The sequence below is a fragment of the Novosphingobium sp. FW305-C-111 genome, assembly GCF_058783565.1.
The window spans coordinates 42,224-60,240 of sequence record NZ_JBYSYP010000007.1; the positions used below are offsets into that span (position 1 = coordinate 42,224).

The 18,017-nt window shown below is 67.4% G+C and carries 12 protein-coding genes; 7 read left to right on the forward strand and 5 right to left on the reverse strand.

The genetic code is table 11. The features are described from left to right. Positions 1-42 precede the first annotated feature (42 nt). Positions 43-2,106, reverse strand: a complete 2,064-nt coding sequence (locus tag AC3WLD_RS09845; RefSeq protein ID WP_492556784.1) for a pyridoxamine 5'-phosphate oxidase family protein — start codon at positions 2,104-2,106, stop codon at positions 43-45. Between the two features lie 72 nt (positions 2,107-2,178). Then, the gene (locus AC3WLD_RS09850; protein ID WP_492556785.1) at positions 2,179-2,799 is read right to left on the reverse strand and encodes a glutathione S-transferase family protein; all 621 of its coding nucleotides are present in this window, start codon (positions 2,797-2,799) and stop codon (positions 2,179-2,181) included. A 191-nt stretch (positions 2,800-2,990) separates the two neighbouring features. On the opposite strand from AC3WLD_RS09850, the gene AC3WLD_RS09855 reads away from it, so the two are divergent. Both AC3WLD_RS09855 and AC3WLD_RS09860 read left to right on the forward strand, forming a co-directional pair. Continuing rightward, positions 2,991-3,887 (forward strand): LysR family transcriptional regulator, encoded by an 897-nt coding sequence (locus tag AC3WLD_RS09855; RefSeq protein ID WP_492556786.1) that lies wholly within the window; start codon positions 2,991-2,993, stop codon positions 3,885-3,887. Positions 3,888-3,998: 111 nt separating this feature from the next. Next, on the forward strand, positions 3,999-7,337 hold the full coding sequence (locus tag AC3WLD_RS09860; protein ID WP_492556787.1) for a PAS-domain containing protein: 3,339 nt from the start codon (positions 3,999-4,001) through the stop codon (positions 7,335-7,337). On the opposite strand, the gene AC3WLD_RS09865 is transcribed toward AC3WLD_RS09860, so the two are convergent. Together AC3WLD_RS09865 and acs are read right to left on the reverse strand one after the other, a co-directional pair. After that, on the reverse strand, positions 7,314-7,940 hold the full coding sequence (locus tag AC3WLD_RS09865; RefSeq protein ID WP_492556788.1) for a LuxR C-terminal-related transcriptional regulator: 627 nt from the start codon (positions 7,938-7,940) through the stop codon (positions 7,314-7,316). The genes AC3WLD_RS09860 and AC3WLD_RS09865 overlap by 24 nt on opposite strands. Further along, positions 7,937-9,886 carry an acetate--CoA ligase gene (acs, locus tag AC3WLD_RS09870; RefSeq protein WP_492556789.1) on the reverse strand — a complete coding sequence of 650 codons (1,950 nt, stop codon included), beginning with the start codon at positions 9,884-9,886 and terminating at the stop codon, positions 7,937-7,939. Before acs ends, AC3WLD_RS09865 begins: the two co-directional genes overlap by 4 nt. A gap of 188 nt (positions 9,887-10,074) precedes the next feature. On the opposite strand from acs, the gene AC3WLD_RS09875 reads away from it, so the two are divergent. From AC3WLD_RS09875 to AC3WLD_RS09890, 4 genes are all read left to right on the forward strand, one after another. After that, positions 10,075-11,466, forward strand: a complete 1,392-nt coding sequence (locus AC3WLD_RS09875; protein WP_492556790.1) for a DcaP family trimeric outer membrane transporter — start codon at positions 10,075-10,077, stop codon at positions 11,464-11,466. A 23-nt stretch (positions 11,467-11,489) separates the two neighbouring features. Beyond that, positions 11,490-13,253: an MFS transporter gene (locus AC3WLD_RS09880; protein ID WP_492556791.1), complete on the forward strand. Its 1,764-nt coding sequence runs from the start codon at positions 11,490-11,492 to the stop codon at positions 13,251-13,253. Positions 13,254-13,365: 112 nt separating this feature from the next. Further along, positions 13,366-13,884: a GNAT family N-acetyltransferase gene (locus AC3WLD_RS09885; RefSeq protein ID WP_492556792.1), complete on the forward strand. Its 519-nt coding sequence runs from the start codon at positions 13,366-13,368 to the stop codon at positions 13,882-13,884. A gap of 16 nt (positions 13,885-13,900) precedes the next feature. Then, positions 13,901-15,775 (forward strand): AMP-binding protein, encoded by a 1,875-nt coding sequence (locus AC3WLD_RS09890; RefSeq protein WP_492556793.1) that lies wholly within the window; start codon positions 13,901-13,903, stop codon positions 15,773-15,775. A gap of 3 nt (positions 15,776-15,778) precedes the next feature. Here the strand turns inward: AC3WLD_RS09890 and AC3WLD_RS09895 are convergent, their stop codons facing one another. Further along, positions 15,779-16,111, reverse strand: coding sequence for a PilZ domain-containing protein (locus AC3WLD_RS09895; protein WP_492556794.1), 333 nt, complete (start codon positions 16,109-16,111; stop codon positions 15,779-15,781). Positions 16,112-16,269: 158 nt separating this feature from the next. Here AC3WLD_RS09895 and AC3WLD_RS09900 point away from each other — a divergent pair, with 158 nt between their 5' ends. Continuing rightward, on the forward strand, positions 16,270-17,997 hold the full coding sequence (locus tag AC3WLD_RS09900) for an N-acyl-D-amino-acid deacylase family protein (protein ID WP_492556795.1): 1,728 nt from the start codon (positions 16,270-16,272) through the stop codon (positions 17,995-17,997). The last annotated feature ends 20 nt before the right edge of the window (positions 17,998-18,017 follow it).

Genomic DNA, 18,017 nt, shown 5'->3' on the forward strand with positions numbered 1-18,017 from the left:
TCAGGGCTTGCTTGGGTAGAGGCAGATCCGGGAATGTCCTGGTTAAAGCTCGAGCACGAGGCGATCGGGCTCGCCATCGGCCTTGGCGGCTGGGACGGCGCAGCAGATCAGCGCCTCGTCCTTCGCCACCGCGAAGGCAGGCTCCGAAGGGTATGTCACGGCTCCGGCCACGATCTTTGTCCTGCAGGTGCCACAGCTCCCGCCGCGGCAGCTGAATTCGGGCGAGAGCCCGCGGGCTTCGGCCAGATCGAGCAGGCTCCCGGCTTCGGGCGTCCAGCGGGCTTCCTTGCCCGATGCCATGAACGCAACCGGCACCGGGCCGGTCGCAGCAGGAGGCATCTCCGCGCCTGCCACGGTGTCTCTCGTGCGCTTCAGTGAGGCCGGGCCGAATGCTTCGGCATGGATGCGGCTGTCGGCCACGTTCAGCCCGCGCAGGCCATCGTACATGGCCTGCATGAACGGCGGAGGACCGCACATCAGGAAATCGTAGTCATCGAAGCCCAGGACGGAGCGGAGCAGGTCCATGTCGATCCGGCCAACCGCCTCATAGTCGGAATCGGGCAGGGCGCCTGTCGCATCGGCGAGCACGCGCACGATCCGCACCGCGCCATTGGCTAGGTCGGCAAGGTCGCGCAATTCCCGGTCGAAGGCGCGTTCGGCCTTGGTGCGCGCCGCATAGAAGACCGTAGTCGGTCGAACCCGGCGGGTCCGCAGTCCTTCGTAGACGACGTGGCGCAGCATCGAGAGGATCGGGGTGATGCCGACCCCCGCGGCCAGCAGGACGGCGGGCCTCCGCTCGGCGGGGTCGATCGTGAAACCGCCTGCGGGCGGGCGTGCTTCGATCAGGCTGCCTACGGCGACGGCTCCGTGCAGATGGCTCGAGACGAGACCGTCGCGCTTCACGCTGATCCGATAAACGCCGTCTGAAGGAGCGGAGGACAGGGTATAGGTGCGGATGACCTCGCCCGCTTCCGCATCTGGACGAACCCGGATCGGCAGGTGCTGGCCCGCAAGGTTGGCGATCAGTCCGGCATCGTCGGTCGGTTCGAGGTGAAACGAGCGGATCACGCTGCTTTCGTCGACAATCTTCGCCACGCGCAGCGGCCGCCACGCAGACCCGCGCTCGGCTGCCTTGTGGCGCTGCTCGGCCTGCACCCAGTCGCCGGTCATCAGTGAGTTGGGTGACCAGTCGACAAAGTCGAACCGCAGGGGGAAAGCGGCCCTGCGGCGGACCAGCTTGCGCGGAACGAAGGTCCACAGCCGCTCTGCGCCCTGGAACGCAGCAATATCGGGTGAATCGAGGATGACCTCGGCATCGCCGGTCAGCTGCAGCATGGTGCCGTCCTCGAAATCGACGAACACCAGCCCCGCGCGCGGATTGCTGAGGAAATTCCCGAGCGTGTTGAAGTGCAGGTTTCCGGCAAAGTCGGGAATGGTAAGCTTGCCCTCGTCATCGATCCGGACAAACCCCGGCCTGCCCCCGCGGTGCGAGGCATCGACCTGTCGCCGACCATCCGGCAATTCGACGTACGAGGCGACGAAGAACGTGTCGGAAGCACTTATCAGGGCCCGCGCGGCATCGTCGAGCGTGTCCAGCCATTCGGCGGGCGCGAGCCCGGCGCGGCGATCGCCAATATGCCAGTTGCGGCTCTGGATGTACTGCGGGCAATTGCCGAAGCTGTGCTCGACCGCGATCGAAAGGCTGTCCTCGCCAATCGAGGCAAGAACCCCGTTCATCCGGTTGCGGCGGCGGGTGTGAAGTTCGATTCCGAGAATGCCGATCGCACTCCCCGGAGCCTGCCCGTTCGTCGCAGGGTCATCAGGATCGTTTGGCAGGGCGATCGTCAGCGTGCGCGGATCGGGGGCGCGGGTGAAGCCCGGTTCCCCGGCCATCAGCGTGGCCCAGGCGTCGCCCGATGCGTCCACCGTGCCCGCGACCAGGAACGGCAGCTGTTCAAAGAAGTCGCGGTGCTGATCGGGCATGTGATCGCGGATGACGCGCCGACCGAACATGTCCATGCGCTCGGCAACGCCCAGCTTGCGCTGAAGTTCGATCTCGCCGCTGTGAAATGGCGAGCCGGACGGGGTATCGTCGTTCGAACGCATGGCAACCTCGCAGAGGGCAAGCAGTCCGGTCGCACCTTCGCACGGCGTGGGCGCGACCGGAAGCAGGGATGGTCAGGCGGCGGCAGCCAGACCCACCGGGGTCTGCACGAAGGGCACGAAGCCCGGCAGCTCTTCCACACGGCTCAGCCAGCCAGCAACATTGGCGTAGGGAGCGAGGTCGACATTGCCTTCCGGCGCTCGGGCAATGTAGCTGTAAAGCGCGACATCGGCGATGGTCGGCCTGTCGCCGCCGATGATCCACTGCTGGCCGGCCAGTTCCTCGTCGATGGTCTTGAGAACCGCGTGGGCCCGGCCGATGACTTCGTCGGCATTGAAGCCGGCGCCGAACACCGTGATCAGGCGGGCGGCGGCAGGGCCGAAGGCGATCTGGCCCGCGGCGACGGAGAGCCAGCGCTGGACGGCAGCCGCACCGGCCGGATCGGTGGGCAGCCAGTCGGTGAGGCCATGCTTCGTGGCGATGTAGATGAGGATCGCGGCGGAGTCGGCGATCACGGTGCCTTCATCATCGAGCACGGGCACCTGCCCGAACCGGTTGAGCGACAGGAATTCGGGCGACTTGTGCGCGCCCTTGGCCAGATCGACTTCGACCAGTTCGACCGGGGTTCCGGTCAGCGAAAGGAACAGGCGGGCGCGGTGTGCGTGGCCCGACAGGGGGTGGTGATAGAGCTTCATCAGGGTCACTCCGACGCGCATATTGCCGCAGCAGGATGGGGTGCCGGGCCTCTTGCATCCCCTGTCTGAACCATTCGGCGAACGAACTGAAGGTCGGTAAACGTCAAGTCACTATTCCGATTCTCGGAATAGTCTTGAACCCCGCCGCCTGCTGCGGCAGGGTCCAGTGAGCATCCGTTACGGAGAACGCCGTGGCCAAGCTTGAAGCCATGCAGACCTTTGTCAAAGTCGCGGAGACCAGCAGTTTTGCCGAGGCCGCCCGGCAATTGCACATGAGCCCGCCTGCCGTGACCCGGGCCGTCTCCGCACTCGAGGAGCAGATCGGGACGCGGCTGTTTACCCGCACGACCCGGGTGGTCCGCCTGACCGAGGCCGGAAGCCGCTATTTCGAGGATTGCCGCAAGATCCTGGCCGACGTGGAAGAAGCCGAAGCCGCGGCGTCGGGTTCCTATGTGCGGCCGACCGGCGTCCTCAATGTCACGGCGTCGGTCCTGTTCGGCCAGCAGTTCATGGTGCCAATCCTGACCGAGTTCCTGCGCGAGAACCCGGAGGTTACCGTCAACGGCCTGTTCGTCGACCGGGTCGTCAATCTGGTCGACGAAGGCATCGATGTCGCGATCCGCATCGGCCACCTTCCGGATTCGAGCCAGAGCGCGGTCAAGGTCGGCAAGGTCCGGCAGGTCGTCTGCGGCGCTCCCGCCTACTTCGCCGCGCATGGGGTGCCGCAAACGCCGGCCGACTTGACCCGCCACACGATCACGACTGGAACCGGTGCATTCGCCTCGCTCGACTGGCAATTCGGACGGGATCAGAAGCAGCGCGTCCACGTCAAGCCGCGGCTTTTCTGCAGCACGTACGACGCCGTCATTCTCGCCGCCCTCGACGGATGGGGGCTGGCCCGCGTGCTCTCCTACCAGATCGGCGAGCACCTTGCGGCCGGGCGCTTGCAGACCGTCCTCGCGGACTTCGAGCAGGAGCCGCTCCCGATCCACATCGTCCATCCGGAAGGTCGGCGCGCCTCTGCCAAGGTGCGCGCTTTTGTCGACCTTGCGGCGGATCGGCTCAGGGCAAACCGTCTGATCAACTGACCAAAACCGCGCGAGCGGAAGATGGCGCTGCATGTCCGGTTTTTGCGCCGCAGCGGCATTGCTTGGCGCGTGCCGGATTTGTGGCATATGTGACCCGGGGGGTGCCGCGGGTTGAGCCTGAACCTGGCAATCATCTTTGCGCTGGCGCTGATCGCGGCGCTATTCGCTGTGGCGGCGCTCGTCGAGGCGCAGGGCGAACGGCTGCTTCGCGCGCGGCGATTGCGGCACGGCGTCTACACGCTGGCGCTCGGGGTCTACTGCTCGAGCTGGACATACTACGGCGCGGTCGGCAGCGCGGTGCGCGACGGGTGGATCTACCTTGCGATCTACCTGGGTCCCGCGATCCTCCTGCTCGGTGCACCCCGGTTCCTCAGGTCGTTGTCGGCCGCCGTCGCCGAAGAGCAGGCGGTGACGGTCTCCGATTTCATCGCCGCCCGCTTCGGACACGACGTGATCGTGGCGCGGCTGGTCACGGTGATCGCGCTGCTCGGGACGGTGCCTTATATCGCGTTGCAGATCCGCTCGATCGGCAGCGCTTTTGCGCTGGTGTCCGGGCAGGCGCTTGCCGCACCGGCAATGGTGGCTGCCGCGGTGCTGCTGGCCATGTTCTCGATCCTCTTCGCCGCCCGCCGTTTCGAGCTGGCCGGGCGGAGCGAGGGGCTGCTGTTCGCGATCGGGCTCGAATCGCTGGTCAAGATCACGGCGCTGCTGCTGGTCGGCGGGGTCGCGGTCTGGCTGCTTGCCACCATGCCCGGCGACGTTCTGGCGCGCGGCGAGGCCGTGCTCGGAGAGCGGTTCTCGCCCTCGCACCTCTCGCTCGATTTCCTCGTCGCGCTCCTGATTTCGGTCATGGCGATCGTGGTCTTGCCGCGGCAGTTCTACATGGGGCTGGTCGAGGCGCGCGAGCGCGAAGACCTCGTCCGCGCCCGGTTCGGGCTGGCGGCCTATCTCATTGCCATGGCGGTGCTGGTCCTGCCGATCGCGCTCGCCGGTACCGCGCTGTTCGACAAGGGCCAGATCGCCGACCTCTATGTGCTGCTGATCCCTTCGCACGCGGGACAGCAGGCGGTGCTGGCGATAGCCATGCTCGGCGGGATCAGCGCGGCGGCGGCGATGGCGATCGTCGACAGCTCGGCGCTTGCCACCATGGTTTCGAACGACCTGCTGTTTCCGGCGGTGCTGCGCAGCGGATCCCGCATGGCCGGCGGCGAGATCGGGCGGCGGATGCTGCTCGTGCGGCGGTTGTCCATCGCCGGGATCATGGTCCTGGCCCTGACCTGGGCGACGCTGGTTTCGTCACGGGAGTCGCTGGCCTCGATCGGGCTCGTCGCATTCGCCGCGATGGCGCAGTTCACGCCGCACCTGATCATGGCCGTGAACAGTGCCGGGCGCGATCCGCTGCCGGCCCGGGCGAGCCTTGCGACGGGACTGGTGCTGTGGCTCTACACCCTTGGCCTGCCGCCGATCCTGCCCGAAGCGTGGCTGCACGCGCTGGCATCGGGACCGCTCGATCCGCTGCAGCTGTTCGGAATCGGACAGACCTCTCCGCTCGTCCACGGCGTGGCCTGGAGCCTCGGCGCGAACCTGGCGGTGTTTGCGCTGATGACGGCGCGCGGCGCGCCGGGGCGCACCCTGCCGCTGCTGCTTCGCTCCAACCGCAAGGTCACCGATCTCGAGGAGCTGGTCCAGCTCACCTCGGGCTTCGTCGGGCAGGAGCGGGCCGAGCAGGAGTTCCCCGAGGTACGCAAGGGCGCGCCGGTGGACCGCCGCTCGGCCGCACGGGCGCAGCAGCTGATCGCCGGTGTGGTGGGAAGTTCCTCGGCCCGCTCGCTGGTCGCGTCGGCGCTCGCCGGCGGGCAGATGAGCATCGCCGACGTCACCCGCCTGCTCGACGAAGGCGGGCAGTCGCTGCGCTTCTCGCGCCAGCTTCTCGCCGATACGTTCGAGAACATCGACGCGGGCATCAGCGTGGTCGACCGCGAGCTCAACCTCGTCGCCTGGAACAGCCGTTACGAGGAGCTGTTCGGCTACCCGCCGGGCCTGCTCCGGGTGGGCGTGCCGGTTGCCGACCTCATTCGCCACAATGCCGCGCGCGGGGATTTCGGCGAAGGTGATGTGGAATTCCACGTCGAGAAGCGCCTCGACCACCTCCGGCGGCGGCTCGAGCACAGCTTCGAGCGCCGGCGCAGCGACGGGCGCGTGATCAAGACCGTCGGCGGGCCGATGTCGGGCGGCGGCTATGTCATGAGCTTCAGCGACATCACGGGCGAAGCCAATGTGCGCGAAGAGCTGCGCCGGACGCTCGACGAGCTCGAGCACCGGGTGCTCGAACGCACCCGCGAACTGAGCGATGCAAACCGGCGCCTGGCGAAAGCGGACGCCGAGAAGACCCGCTTCCTGGCCGCTGCGAGCCACGACCTGCTCCAGCCGCTCCACGCCGCGCGCCTGTTCACTGCCGCGCTGGACCGGGCGTGGCAGGGCAACAAGGACCTTGTCCGTCAGGTCGAGGGGTCGATCGTCGCCGCCGAGGAGCTGCTCCGCGCGTTGCTCGACATTTCCCGGCTGGATGCCGGCGGGGTCATCCCGCGCCCAGAGCCAGTCACGCTGCATGCCTTTCTGACCCAGCTTGGCGAGGGCTTCCGGCCGCTGGCCGGGGAGAAGGGGCTGGAGCTGCGGATCGGCCCCTGTCCCGGTGTCGTGAACACCGATCCGCGCCTCCTGCGCTCGGTGGTCCAGAACCTGCTCAGCAATGCCGTGCGCTACACGCCGCGCGGCAGGATCCTGATCGGCACGAGGCGACGGCGGGACGAGTGGCGGATCGACGTCATCGATACCGGCGTCGGCATCGCGCCGGACCAGATCGGCACGATCTTCGGCGAATTTACCCGGATTGGCGAGGTCGAGGTCGAAGGTCTCGGACTGGGCCTTGCACTCGTCGAACGGACCTCGCGCCTGCTCGGCGGACGGATCGACGTGAGTTCGGTGCAGGGCAGGGGAAGCCGGTTCAGCCTGTTCCTGCCTGCCGCAAACGGGCCGGGGCAGGCCGTCGCCCCGGTCCGCGCGGTAAGCGAGGCGGACCATCGCGCGCTGTCGGTGCTGGTCATCGACAACGACGAGCGGATCGTAACCGCGACCTGTGCCTTGCTGGAGGGGGTCGGCCACTGCCCGCTTCCAGCGCGATCGATTGCCGATGCCCTTGCAGCATGTGACGAGGCCGACCTGATGCTGGTCGATTACCAGCTCGACGATGGCGAAGACGGGCTGACGCTGGTCGAAGACGTTCGCAGGCGCCACCCGGCCATGCCCGCCCTGCTGATCACTGCGGAGACCGGCGAGGGGATGACCGCCCGCGCTGCGGCACTGAACGTCCCCGTGCTCGCCAAACCGGTCGATCCGGACGCGTTGCTGGCCGCGTTGGCGGCGCTGTCAGTGCCTCAGGTCCAGCCCTAGCGAGCGAGCTACGAGCGCGGCCTGCGTGCGGTTGCTGACGTCGAGCTTGCGCATGATCGCGGTCATGTGCGCCTTCACCGTCGCCTCGCTGATCGAAAGGGTATGCGCGATCTGCTTGTTGAGCTGGCCGTCGAGCACGGCGAGGAGGACCTTGAACTGCATCGGGGTGAGGCCGGCGACCTCCTGACGGATGCTGTCGAGCGGTGAGGCGCTGCCCGCCGCCTTCACCGCCTTGCCGCCAAGCGCCTGCCGGATCGCGCCCTCGATGGCGGCGAGGTCGCTGTCCTTGGGGAGGAAGCCGATCGCCCCGAATGCGCGAACCTCCGCTGCCGCTGCCGCACCTTCTGCGCTCGAGACGACGAGGATCGGCACCTCGGGGCGCTCTGCATGGAGCAAGGCAATCCCCGAATGTCCCACCGCGCCCGGCATCTTGAGATCGAGCAGGATCAGCCGCAGTCCCTCGGCCACGGTGGCCGCATGGGCGGCGGCGGCGAGGGTCCCGGCTTCCACCACTGTCGCGTCCGGCAGAACCTGCCCGACCGCCATGGCGAGCGCCTGGCGGAAGAGCGGGTGGTCGTCCGCGATCAGGACAGTTTCGGTCACGCCTGCTCCAGCAAGGGCCTGTTGGCGATTAGATGATCGACAACGCCTGGATCGGCAAGGGTCGAGGTGTCGCCAAGGTTGGAGACATCGTTCTCGCCGATCTTGCGCAGGATCCTGCGCATGATCTTGCCCGATCGGGTCTTGGGCAGGCCCGGTGCGAACTGGATGACGTCCGGCGTGGCGATCGGGCCGATTTCGTGGCGGACCCACTTGACCAACTCCTGGCGCAGCGCCTCGTCGGGTTCGACCTCCGCATTGCATGTCACAAATGCGTAGATCCCCTGTCCCTTGATCTCGTGCGGCATGCCGACGACCGCCGCTTCGGCGACCCTCGGATGCGCGACCAACGCGCTTTCGATCTCGGCGGTGCCCATGCGGTGGCCCGAGACGTTGATGACGTCGTCGATGCGGCCCGTGATCCAGTAATACCCGTCCTCGTCCCGGCGGCATCCGTCGCCGGTGAAATAGAGGCCGGGGAAGGTCGAGAAGTAGGTCTGGAAGAACCGGTCGTGGTCACCCCACACGGTCCGCATCTGGCCCGGCCACGAATCCGCGATGACGAGGCAGCCGTCCGTCGCGCCCTCCAACGGTGTGCCCTCGTTGTCGACCAGCATCGGTTGCACGCCGAAGAACGGACGACTGGCCGACCCCGGCTTGAGGGGCGTCGCGCCGGGCAGGGGGGTGATCATTGCCCCGCCGGTTTCGGTCTGCCACCAGGTGTCGACGATCGGGCAGCGCCCTTCGCCGACGACCTTGTGGTACCATTCCCAGGCCTCGGGGTTGATCGGCTCGCCGACCGAGCCGAGCACGCGCAGGGTCTGGCGGCTGGTCTTCTTCACCCACTCGTCGCCCTCTCGCATCAGCGCACGCAGCGCAGTGGGGGCGCCATAGAAGATTTCGACGCCGTACTTGTCCACGACCTGCCAGAACCGGCTGGGGTCGGGAAAGTTGGGCACGCCCTCGAACATCACGGTCGTCGCGCCGTTCATCAGCGGGCCGTAAACGACATAGCTGTGGCCGGTCACCCACCCCACGTCCGCCGCGCACCAATAGACCTGGCCGGGGCGGCAATCGAACACGTACTCGTGCGTCATCGACGCCCACACTGCATAACCGCCAGTGGTGTGGAGGACACCCTTGGGCTTGCCGGTCGAGCCGCTGGTGTAGAGGATGAACAGCGGGTCTTCCGCGCTCATTTCCGCGGGCTCGCAGGTTGCGGACTGGACGGAGCAACCCTCCGCCCAGTCCACGTCGCGACCCGGCACCATGGGCACGTCGGCCCCGGTGCGGCGCAGGACGATGACCGTCTCGACGCCAGGGCAATGGGTAAGAGCGGCATCGACGTTGGCCTTCAGCGGCACCTTCCGGCCGCCGCGCAGGCCCTCGTCGGCGGTGACGACGATGCGGCTGTCGCAGTCCTCGATCCGTCCGGCGAGTGCTTCGGGGCTGAACCCGGCGAAGACGATCGAATGGATCGCCCCGATCCGCGCACAGGCCAGCATCGCCACCGCGGCTTCGGGCACCATCGGGAGATACAGCGTGACCCGGTCGCCCTTCGTCACGCCGCGTGCCTTGAGCAGGTTGGCGAAACGGCAGACCTCGGAGTGGAGCTCGCGGTACGTGATCCGGCGTTCCGGTTCGTCCAGGCCGTCCGGCTCCCACAGGATCGCGATGGCATCGCCGCGCTCGGCGAGATGGCGGTCGAGACAGTTTGCCGAGAGGTTGAGCGTGCCGTCCTCGAACCAGCGGATGCGGAAGTCCTCGGCGGAATAGCTGGTGTCCTTCACGCGGGTGAACGGCCGGATCCAGTCGATCCGCTGCGCTTCCTCGCGCCAGAACGAGTCGGCGTCCTCAACAGAGCGACGATACAGTTCATGGTAGCGCGCTTCGTCGATCAACGCGCTTTCGGTCCACTCGGCGGGGACGGGGTAGACGGCTTCGGCCATCGCAGGGTTCCTCTTCCGGCTGTGCTTTTGCCGGACTGCATAGCGTATCGACCGGGGCAGGGGGGATTAGACCAAGGTCGTAGATGATCGACCTTTGTCCGGCTGTCGGCACGGGCGTTCAACCGCGATGCTCTCCACTGCCCGTACCAGAGGCATGAAACGGAGAGGGGTCGATGCAGGGACATCGGATGAAATGGACGGTCGCGCTGCTCGCCAGCGCGTTGGCGCTGCCTCACGCGGCGCACGCCACCGCGCGTGAAGACGCGATGGAAAAGCGGCTCGAAGCGCTTGAGGCGGAAGTCGGTGCGCTCCGTCAGGAATTGCAGGCCGAGCGCGCTGCGAACGCCGAGCTCGCCGCCGCCGCACAAGCCGCGACGACACAGGCCGCCGCCGCCACCACGCAGGCAAGCGAAGCCAGTGCGAAGGTCGCGTCGCTCGAAGCGAAGCCGGCACCGGAAGGCATCCGCAGCGGCTCGACCACGATCAAGCTCGGCGGCTACCTCAAGTTCGTCGGCGGATCCGTCCGCTATTCGGAAGGCGAGGTTGCCTCGAACACTGCCGGCCGCGACTTCTACCTGCCGCAGGCGATCCCGGTGGGGAACGGCCCAGCTTCGCGCGATACCGACCTTTCGGCCAAGCAGTCGCGGTTCTGGCTCAACTTCGCCACCGACGCTTCGGGTCATTCGCTCAAGGGCTACCTCGAGACCGATTTCGAGACGTCGCCCGGCACCCAGGGGTCGCAGCGCACAACCAACGGCTACAACCTTGCGCTGCGCCGGGCCTATCTTCAGGTCGACAAGTGGACCTTCGGCCAGGAATGGACGACCTTCCAGTACGTCGCCGCGCTGCCCGAAAGCACCGATTATGTCGGCACGACCGAGGGCACCGTCTTCGTCCGCCAGGCGCAGATCCGCTACAGCCAGCCGCTGTCGAAGGAGCTGACGCTCCACCTCGCGCTGGAAAACCCGGAGAGTGGCACCGCGACGCTAGGCTCGCCGACCCTGGTCGAGAACGGCGACGACAAGCTGCCCGACTTCGCCGCGCGGCTGGCCTATGCCGGGAGCTTCGGCGAACTGTCGCTGGCCGGGCTCGGCCGTCAGGTCCGCGTCCAGAACGCCGGCGTCGCTGCCGACACAGCGGGTTATGGCATCAGCACGGCGGGCAAGATCTACCTCAACGACAAGAGGTCGAGCGACTTCCGCTTCATGGCGACTTACGGGCGCAACATCGGCCGTTATGTCGGTTTGAACTTCGCGCCCGACGCGGTGCTGGTTCCGGCGACGGGCAAGCTCGAGGACGTCGATGTCTTTGCCGCCATGGCGGCGGCGCGGGTCTCGCTGACCCCGCAGCTCAGGGTCAACCTGATGGGCAGCTACCAGACCGTCGATTACGCCGACGCGCTGCTAGCCGGGGTCGGCACCTTCAACAAGCGCGCGTGGAGCGTCGCCGGCAACCTGTTCTGGTCGCCGATCAAGAATGTCGACCTCGGCATCGAGGTGCGGCACGGTGAGCGCAAGCTCGTCAACGGGGCCGACGGCGCGCTCGACAAGGTCGAGGTCGCGGCGAAGTACAGCTTCTGACGGACAACAAGAGGAGAGGGGCCATGAGCCAGTTCGAGATAGCGGACGACGTGTCCGGATTACCAAGACACCATCAGGCGACGCACAGCGAAAAGCTGATCATCACCGCGTCGTCGCTGGGCACGGTGTTCGAATGGTACGATTTCTACCTGTACGGCCTGCTCACCGCGATCATCGCGGCGCAGTTCCTGACCGGGCTCAACCCCACGACCTCGTTCATCATGGCGCTGCTGGTGTTCGCGGCGGGCTTCATCGTACGCCCGTTCGGCGCGCTGGTGTTCGGGCGGATCGGCGACATGGTCGGCCGCCGTTACACTTTCATCATCACCCTGCTGGTGATGGGCCTGTCGACCTTCCTCGTCGGCTGCCTGCCCACCTACAAGACGGCCGGCGTGGCCGCGCCAATCATGCTGGTGGTGCTGCGCATGTTCCAGGGCCTGGCTCTGGGTGGCGAGTACGGAGGCGCGGCAACGTATGTTGCCGAACATGCGCCGGACGGAAAGCGCGGCCTCTACACTTCGTGGATCCAGATCACCGCCACCGCGGGCCTCGCGATGGCGCTGCTCATCGTCATCCTCGTCCGCTCGCCGGTGACCGGCGTCGGTGAAGAGGCGTTCAAGGAGTGGGGCTGGCGCGTGCCTTACCTGCTCTCGGGGCTGTTCCTCTTGATCGGGCTGTGGCTGCGCCTGAAGCTGCATGAATCGCCCGTGTTCCAGAAGATGAAGGCCGAAGGGACCTCGTCGAAGCGGCCGCTGTCGGAAGCGTTCGCCGAGTGGAAGAACCTCAAGATCGTGCTCATTGCGTTCTTCGGCGCGATCGCCGGTCAGGCGGTCGTGTGGTACACCGGCCAGCTCTATGCGATGTACTTCCTCGAGAAGATGCTCAAGGTCGACGGCCTCACCGCCAACACCCTGATCATCATCGCGCTGGGCTGCGCGACGCCGTTCTTCCTGTTCTTCGGCTGGCTGTCGGACAAGATCGGACGCAAGAAGATCATCCTCACCGGCTGCGCCCTTGCCGCGCTGACCCTGTTCCCGGCGTTCCATGCGCTGACCGAGGCGGCCAACCCCGCGCTCGCTCATGCCCAGGCCAATGCCCCGGTCAAGGTCACCGCGTTCCCGGGCGAATGCTCGTCGCAGTTCGACCCGGTCGGCGCGAACAAGTTCGACACGACCAGCTGCGACATCGTCAAGAACGCCCTCGCCAAGGCGGCGGTGAATTATGAGAACGTCGCCGCGCCCGCCGGAACGATCGCCTCGATCACCGTCGGCAGCACCACCATCGTCGCGCCGGACCCGGCCAGGGTCACCGGTGACGAAAAGAAGGCCGCAATCGCCGCGTTCACCGCGCAGGTCGTCGGCGCCCCGGCGGTTCCGGCCAAGCCCGCAGAAGGCGGCAAGCCGGCGGTCGAGGCCAAGGCGGCGGTCACTGGCGAACTCGTAAAAGTCGGCTACCCGGCCAAGGCCGATCCCGAACAGATCGACAAGCCTATGGTCGTGGCGATCCTGTTCTACCTCGTGCTGCTGGTGACCATGGTCTATGGCCCAATTGCGGCGATGCTGGTCGAGCTGTTCCCCAGCCGCATCCGCTACACCTCCATGAGCCTGCCCTACCACATCGGCAACGGCTGGCTCGGCGGGCTGCTCCCGGCGATCGGCTTCGCCATGGTCGCAGCCAACGGGGATATCTACCACGGCTTCTGGTACCCCGTCGTCGTGGCCGCTGCGACGGTGGTGATCGGGCTGATCTTCCTGCCCGAAACCTACAAGCGCAGCATCGACGACTAAGCTCCCCCGGGAGGTGCCGCGCCCATGATTTCAGGCTCTTGTTGTCCTGGATCAAGGCGCGGCGCCGACCATCCGCATAGCGGCGGCGCATCCTCTCCAAGGAGTTACCACGATGTCCGATCCCGACACCCTGATCCAGCTCGCCACCGGCAGCGGCACCGCCATCACGGTCCGCCCGGCGACCGAGCAGGACGAGCCCGCGCTCGCCGCGTTCTTCGACGCGGTCAGCGACGAGGACCGCCGCTTTCGCTTCTTCGTGGCCGGCGAGCATGTCAGCCATGAACAGCTCGATCCGCTGATCCACGCCGACCATTTCCGCAGCGAGAGCTTCATCGCGATGGACGCGGCGACGGGCAACGTCATCGCTTCCGCGCTGCTCGCCTGCGACAACGCGCTCGACACTGCCGAAGTCGCGATTTCGGTGCGGCGCGACTACAAGGGCATGGGCGTGGGCTGGGCGCTGCTGGACTTCATCGGCCAGGAAGCGCAGCGTCGCGGCGTGCGCCGGGTCATTGCCATCGAAAGCCGCGACAACCACGCGGCGATCGAACTGGAGCGCGAGAAGGGGTTCGTCCCGGAACCGTTCGAGGGCGATCCGACGCTGGTGATCCTGTCCAAGACCTTCCGCTGATCCCAGAGAGGCCGATATGAGCGAAGCCTACCAGCAAGCCTTCCGCCAGAGCATTGCCGATCCCGGGGCGTTCTGGGGAGAGGCTGCCAGGGCCATCGACTGGCATGCCGCGCCGGTTGTCGCCTACGCCGAAGGGCAGGGGTGGTTTCCGGACGGCTCGCTCAACACCTGCCACAACTGCGTGGACCGGCACGTCGCCGCCGGAAGGGGCGATGCGGCGGCGCTGGTCTATGACAGCCCCGTGACCGGCCTCGTCCGCAGCTTCTCGTACGCAGAGCTGCTGGACGAGGTCGGCCGGGTAGCCGCGATGCTGGCGAGCCTCGGCGTAGGCAAGGGCGACCGGGTCGTCATCTACATGCCGATGGTCCCCGAAACGGTCTTCGCGATGCTCGCCTGCGCACGCCTGGGGGCGATTCATTCGGTGGTGTTCGGCGGCTTCGCCCCGCTCGAACTGGCCAAGCGGATCGACGACGCGAAGCCGAAGGTCCTGCTCACAGCGTCGTGCGGGATCGAGGGCGCCCGCGTCCTGCCGTACAAACCGATGGTCGACGAGGCGCTCGACCTCGCAGGCCACGAGGTCGAGGCGGTCATCCTGCTCCAGCGCGACCGGCTGCGCGCGGACGAAGGCGAATATCTGGACTGGGCGGCTCTGCGCGCCGAGACGGCTGGCGATCCGGTCCCGGATCCCGTGCCGCTGGCATCCGACGACCCGCTGTATATCCTGTACACCTCGGGCACGACCGGCACGCCCAAAGGCGTGGTCCGCGAGAACGGCGGCCACGCGGTCGCACTCGCGTGGTCGATGGCCAACATCTATGGCATCGGCGCGGGCGACACGTTCTGGGCTGCCTCGGACGTGGGCTGGGTCGTGGGCCACAGCTACATCGTCTACGGCCCGCTGCTGGTGGGGGCGACGACGGTGCTGTTCGAGGGCAAGCCCGTCGGCACGCCCGACCCCGGAACATTCTGGCGCACCATTGCGCGGCACGGCGTGAAGACCTTCTTCACCGCGCCGACTGCCATCCGCGCCGTGCGCAAGGAGGACCCCGACGCCAGGTACCTCGCCGAGATCGGCACGGGCACCTGCCGCGCGATTTTCCTGGCCGGCGAGCGCGCCGATCCCGACACCATCGCCTGGCTCGAGGAAAGGTCCGGCCTACCGGTGATCGACCACTGGTGGCAGACCGAACTCGGCTGGCCGGCCATCGCCTCGTGCTTTGCGCTGGGCGACCTGCGCCGCAAGCGCGGCTCCGCCGGGTTCCCGGTGCCCGGCTTCGAGTTTGCGGTGCTTGACGAAAGCGGCACCCCGGTGCCTGCCGGACAAAGCGGATCTGTCGTCATCCGCGCTCCGCTCGCACCCGGCGCGTTCCGCACGCTGTGGAACAACCCGGACGGCTTCGCCAGGAACTTCGCCGGCTTTCCCGGCTTCTACGAAACCGGCGACGCCGGGTTCATTGACGAGGACGGCTTCGTCCACATCATGGGCCGCACCGACGACATCATCAACGTTGCCGGGCACCGCCTTTCGACCGGGCAGATGGAGCAGATCGTCGCCCAGCAGGACGGTGTGGTCGAATGCGCGGTGATCGGCGCTGACGATCCGATCAAGGGCATGATCCCGGTCGCGTTCGTGGTCATCGGCAGCGGGGCCGAGAGCGATGCCGGAATTCCCGAACGGGTCATTGCGGCCGTGCGCAGCGAGCTTGGCGCGGTAGCCGCCCTGAAAACGGCCCACGTCGTCGACCAGCTTCCGAAGACCCGCTCAGGCAAGATCCTGCGCAATCTCCTGCGCAAGATCGCGAGCGGCCAGCCGTTCGAAATCCCGCCGACCATCGACGATGCCAGCGTGCCTGAAAGACTGCGGGCGAGAGTCATGGCGCACAGCGCCTGACCGCTAGGCAGCAGGATCAGGCCCGGCCAGCCGTTCCAGATCCAGCGGCCGGCGGAAGCGCAGCCCGATCTCGCCGCGCTCGCACCACCGGACATTGGCGGGGATGACGCCGACGCCGGGGATTTCCACGCCGACCCACTCGCCGGTTTCGACGGCCGCCTCGCACCAGCCCATCGCGCCTTCCGCAGAAATGTTGCGGATGGACATGGTCGCTGCCTCGTCGCCCCGAAGGTACAGCGCCGCCTCGATCGACACCGCGAGGCGCGGGTTGCGCGGGGGGTAGCGGGCGGGAATCTTCAGCGACAGGTGGGGCATGGCTGCGACATTGCTCCGCATCGGATGAATTTTCCTTGCATTACCTGCGGTTACCAACTCGTTAGCCAACGCCTGTCGATCCGCGCCAAACGGTTGACATTGTGGCAGTTTTGCGAGCAGCCTGCCGTGAAGGACCCACGCAGATATAGCGCGGGCGAAGACCGGTGGAGTGGAACGCGATGCAGTACGACCTGGTGATCCGCGGCGGGCTGGTGTTCGACGGGACAGGTGCCGATCCGGTCCGCGCGGATGTGGCGGTGCTGGAAGGGCGCATTGCCAAGGTGGGCGAAGTGGCCGGGCAGGGCGCAGAGGAGATCGACGCGGCGGGCCGCATCGTGACCCCCGGCTTCGTCGACATCCACACCCACTACGACGGCCAGGTGACCTGGGAAAACCGCATGGCGCCCTCGTCCGGCCACGGCGTCACCACCGTGCTGATGGGCAACTGCGGAGTAGGCTTCGCGCCGTGCCGCCCGCACCAGCGCGACATGCTGGTCAAGCTGATGGAGGGGGTGGAGGATATCCCCGAGGTCGTGATGACCGAAGGGCTGCCGTGGAACTGGGAAAGCTTCCCCGACTACCTCGACGCGCTCGAGCAGCGCGAGCTCGACATCGACGTCGCCGCGCAGCTGCCCCACTCGGCGCTGCGGACCTACGTGATGGGCCAGCGCGCCGCCCGGCACGAGCCGCCGACGGGCGAAGACCTCGAAGCGATGCGCGGGATCGTTGCCGAGGCGATCGAGGCGGGTGCATTCGGGGTCACCACCTCGCGCAACATGATGCACCGCACCCGCGCCGGGGAACTCGCGCCGAGCCTCTATTCGGAGACCGACGAGCTCAAGGCGCTGATGGACGGGCTTGCCCGGGCCGACGCAGGCGTGTTCCAGGCGATCCCTTCGCCCCACAGCGACGCGGCGGACGAATTCGCGATCCTTCGCGAACTCGCCGAGCACGGGAGGCGCCCGCTCTCGTTCACCCTGCTCGATGTGCCGAACCAGCCGGGCCCCGGCTATCGCGCCATGCTGCGCGGGCTCGAGCAGGCGCGCGAGGACGGGCTGGAGATGCGCGGCCAGGTCGCGCCGCGGCCCGTCGGCATGTTCTTCGGGCTGGACCTCAGCCTGCACCCGTTCAGCGCGCACCCGAGCTACCGCGCCATTGCCGATCGCCCGCTGGCGGAACGGGTGGCCGCAATGCGCGATCCCGTGTTCCGCGAAAGGCTGCTGGCGGAGCAGCCACAGGACAGCAATCCCGTCACCCTGACCCTGATCGACGCGTTCCGCGGCACGCACGAGTGGACCGACAGGCCGGACTACGAGCCGAAGCGGGAGAAGCGGGTCGATCAGCTGGCCAAGGCGGCCGGGCTGTCCGTGCCCGAGTATGCCTATGACCGCTTGCTGGAGAACGAGGGCCGGCAGGTGTTCTACCTGCCCGCGGCCAACTATGTGTCGGGCGATCTCGTTCCGGTGCGCGAGATGCTCGGCCATCCCGACACGCTCATGGGACTGGCTGACGGCGGGGCGCATTACGGCCTGATCTGCGACGGCAGCTTCCCGACCTATTTCCTCCAGCGCTGGGCCCGGGATGCGGCGGAGGAGGAGCGGATACCGCTCGCCGACGCCATTGCCGAACTGACCTCGCGCCCGGCGGCGGCGGTGCGGATGAACGACCGCGGGCGGATCGCGGAAGGGCTCAAGGCCGATCTCAACGTGATCGACATCGACCGGCTCGACCTGAAGGTCCCGTTCGTCGCCTATGACCTGCCGGCGGGCGGCAAGCGGATGCAGCAGAAGGCCGACGGTTATGTCGCGACCGTCGTCTCGGGCGTCGTCACCTACCGCGACGGCGAGCATACCGGGGCGCTTCCGGGCCGGCTGGTGCGGCGAGGTCGGGGGCTCCTCGCCGCCTGACCCTGGGCTTCCGGCACACG